General features: G+C 27.9%; 5 protein-coding genes. 1 reads left to right on the forward strand and 4 read right to left on the reverse strand.

Annotation, left to right across the window (positions count from 1 at the left end):
* The 3 genes from E6248_RS14645 to E6248_RS14655 all read right to left on the reverse strand — a co-directional run.
* Positions 1-559 (reverse strand): ABC-2 transporter permease (locus tag E6248_RS14645; protein ID WP_316341520.1); only part of this gene is annotated, 559 nt, incomplete at its 3' end.
* A complete protein-coding gene (locus tag E6248_RS14650; protein ID WP_316341521.1) occupies positions 559-1,392 on the reverse strand; it encodes an ABC transporter ATP-binding protein in 834 nt (277 codons plus the stop codon). The genes E6248_RS14650 and E6248_RS14645, both read right to left, overlap by 1 nt.
* Position 1,393: 1 nt before the next feature.
* Positions 1,394-1,768: a GntR family transcriptional regulator gene (locus tag E6248_RS14655; protein WP_316341522.1), complete on the reverse strand. Its 375-nt coding sequence runs from the start codon at positions 1,766-1,768 to the stop codon at positions 1,394-1,396.
* Positions 1,769-1,951: 183 nt separating this feature from the next.
* Between E6248_RS14655 and E6248_RS14660 the strand changes: the two genes are divergently transcribed.
* On the forward strand, positions 1,952-2,971 hold the full coding sequence (locus tag E6248_RS14660) for a hypothetical protein (RefSeq protein ID WP_316341523.1): 1,020 nt from the start codon (positions 1,952-1,954) through the stop codon (positions 2,969-2,971).
* Between the two features lie 234 nt (positions 2,972-3,205).
* Here the strand turns inward: E6248_RS14660 and E6248_RS14665 are convergent, their stop codons facing one another.
* Entirely contained in the window at positions 3,206-3,316 is a 111-nt protein-coding gene (locus E6248_RS14665) for a MetS family NSS transporter small subunit (RefSeq protein WP_316341524.1), read from the reverse strand.
* Positions 3,317-3,342 lie beyond the last annotated feature (26 nt).

Consider the following 3,342-nt stretch of genomic DNA (forward strand, 5'->3'; position numbering starts at 1 on the left):
TTATAACACCTATTTTTCTAGATAAATTTATTAAAATAGTTTCTGTTCCATTTTCAATAAACTTATTAATAGTACTGCTACTATGACTTAAATATCCAATAGCAATAGTTATAAAAGGTGCTATTATTCTAGATGCTTTATATCTGTATTTAAAAGTAATGGGTAGTATTATTGAAAAACTAAATAATATAGTTAAACTACTTACAATTACATCTTGTAGAACCATAGTTCTAACTGAATTCAAAATATTTATTCCATAGAATAGGTACATTAGTATATTTGATAAAAATAATATTAATATCACCAATATATATTTTGAATAAACTACATCTTCTCTTTTATTTGGAATACTAAGCATATAACTTTCACTATTATTTATACTATCATAATAGAAACTATTCATGACTACCATATAAGTAAATATTATCGGTAAAATTGTGGGGAAAATAAAAGAGAAAACACTTAATAAAAATAATCCTAGTATTAATGTTAGTATAATCATTTTTAACCCTTTAACTTTTAATGAAACTAATAAATCCTTTTTTATTAACTGAAGCATTATTTCTCCCCCCTTATATAGTGGTACATTATATCTTCAAGACTTGGAATACTTACATTTTCAGAATCAAGGTTATTCTCATTAATAAATAAACCTTCTTCGTAATATTTATTTTTCTTATAAGATATAAAATCTAAATTACTATTATCAAGTTCTTCTTTTGATCCTCTAAATATTCTATACCTTTCTTTTATAGACTCCATATCTTCTGTAAATACTAGCTTTCCTTTATTAATAAAAGTGATATAATCTGCAATTCCATCTAAATCTGATGTAATATGAGTAGAAATAATTATGCTTTTATCTCCATCTTCTATAACTTCTTGGAGCAGTCTAAGTATATCTTTTCTTACTATTGGGTCAAGTCCTGCTGTAGGTTCATCTAAGATTATTAATTTTGCTTCATGAGATAATGCACCAGCTAACATAACCTTGATACCTTCTCCCTTAGATAAATTACCTATATAACTTTTCTTACTAATTCCAAAACTATCAATATAGCTATTAAATTTATCTTCATCAAACTTAGAATAAGCTCCTTGTAATATCTTCTTATAATCTTTAATATTTAAATGCTGATAAAAATTAAAATTATCAAAGACAAAACCAATTTTATCTTTTATAAAAATTTCATCTTCAAAAATGTTTTTATCAAAAATTTTTATATCTCCCTTATCTGGCTTTAATAAGCCTAATAGAAGTTTTATTAGCGTTGTCTTACCCGATCCATTTGGTCCAATTAAACCCATAATAAATCCTTCTTTTAATTCAAAAGAAATATCTTCAAGCTTAAATTTCCCTCTAGTCTTACTTAAATTCTCAATCCCAATCATACTAATCTCCTTCATAAAGCAAATCTATCATATTTTTAATATCATTTTTCTTTAGTTTAATAGATCTAGCTGTACTTAGAACTTCCTCTAGCTTTTCTTCAATTTCCTTTAGTTTTTCTTCATATACTAATTCCTTATTATAATAAGAAACATAGCATCCCTTTCCCCCTACTGTTTCTATAAAACCTTGTGATTCTAATTCATCATAAGCTCTTTTTGTAGTAATAACACTAATGTTCAAATCTTTAGCTAATGATCTAATAGAAGGGAGTTTTTCATTGGGCTCTAAACTTCCATTAATAATTCCTTCCTTTATAGAGTTTACTATCTGCTCATAAATAGGAAGCTTTGAGGAATTACTTATTAATACTTTCATATTTTCACCTCGATACTACTGTTATTTCCGTCAATACCGTATATGTATACTATATACAGTATGACCATTATATGTCAATATACTTTTTTTAAGTTTGTATATTTTTCTAATAGGTTCAATAACTGTAACAATATGCTTTTTTAAACTTATAATAATTATAAAATACTATATAGGAGATTTTAAATGAATTACAATGATGATGATTCAATAAACAATCCAGATATTAATGATTTTAATGACCCTAGTGAAAGTCGTATTCCTAACTTCCCAGGGCAACCTCCAGTATTCCCTGGGCAATTTCCTAATCCTCCTGGACAATCACCTAATGTCCCTGGTGGAAGTAATTTAAATATAGGACCTCCTCCAAACTTTACTCCAACTAAAAATAGTCCTGGTGTAAAAAGCTTAAATCAAGGAACTGGCGGTCCTCAAACTAAAGCAGTAAGCCCTGGCTCTATAAGCTTCTGTCTATTTAAATTCACTTATATATGGGAAAGAAGAGGCAGGAATTATTGGGCATATCTATTAAATGTAGATAGACGAAGCGTTTCAGGTTTGCGTTGGTTCAGAAATACTTGGGTATTCTTTGGATTAGATTTAAGACAAATAGATTCCTTTGTATGCTTTAGAAGCTCAGATACTACTTTAGATGATGATGAATTAAGAGAAGACTCTTCAGAAAATAATTCAATTGATACTGATTATTCACATAACAATAACCTTTTCTTCAGTAAAAAAGAATATAGTACAAATAATGTTAAAAATACTTATATAAGAATTTTAAAAAACATTGATATTTCCGAGGAAAAAAATGATTATATAACAAGTTATATTGGTGAAGTAGATGATAATGAACTAACAATGAAAATTCCTACAAAACTTCATCGAAATACTAGCTATAGAATAGTTTTAGAGATTAAATATCCTGAAAAATTCAGTGAAAGTCTAGTTGGTGATTTTAATAAATGTGCAAACGAAGCTGCTGAAAATGTACTAGATATACTAGATGAATTTAGAGAAGATTCAAGGATTTTTACCCCATTAGAGGTATTTAGCAATTCAACTAAAAATATAGGAAAGACTATTAAATCCTTCTCAGAAGAATTCCATAAAAAGCTTAAAAACTTTAAATTACCAAGAGAAATAACAAGACAAATAGAATTTAAAATATCCGAAGAAAAAGTTAGATCTCCTTGGGTGTAAAAGCAAAAAATTAGTATTGTATTATATGCAGGCGACTTGGAGCTCGCGACGGAGCACGAAGATAACACAATACTATATAAAATTATTGAAACTCAATGCTCTGCTTGAGTTTCTTCCTTCAGTCGGTGTGACATAGAAATTTGAAATAAAAAAATTAGTCTTGTATTATCTGTAGGCGACTTGGAGCTTGCGACGGAGCACGAAGATAATACAAGACTAATTTTTTATATCATTTTACATAGATTCTTTTTTCTCGTTGTATACTGTTATTCCAAGGGTTAACGCTAGTCCTCCCCATAGAACTACTGCCCCTAGTAAGAAAAAAGCTATTGCCACATTTGTCATATCTAATCCCCCTTTTTATTTAAGAT

The organism is Clostridium sp. (assembly GCF_032552055.1).
Taxonomy (GTDB): domain Bacteria; phylum Bacillota; class Clostridia; order Clostridiales; family Clostridiaceae; genus Clostridium.

Excerpts from the sequence above, each read along its gene's own strand:
- E6248_RS14660 (WP_316341523.1), top strand. The coding sequence starts at position 1,952 with ATGAATTACAATGATGATGATTCAATAAACAATCCAGATATTAATGAT.
- E6248_RS14655 (WP_316341522.1), bottom strand. The coding sequence starts at position 1,768 with ATGAAAGTATTAATAAGTAATTCCTCAAAGCTTCCTATTTATGAGCAG.
- E6248_RS14665 (WP_316341524.1), bottom strand. The coding sequence starts at position 3,316 with ATGACAAATGTGGCAATAGCTTTTTTCTTACTAGGGGCAGTAGTTCTA.
- E6248_RS14650 (WP_316341521.1), bottom strand. The coding sequence starts at position 1,392 with ATGATTGGGATTGAGAATTTAAGTAAGACTAGAGGGAAATTTAAGCTT.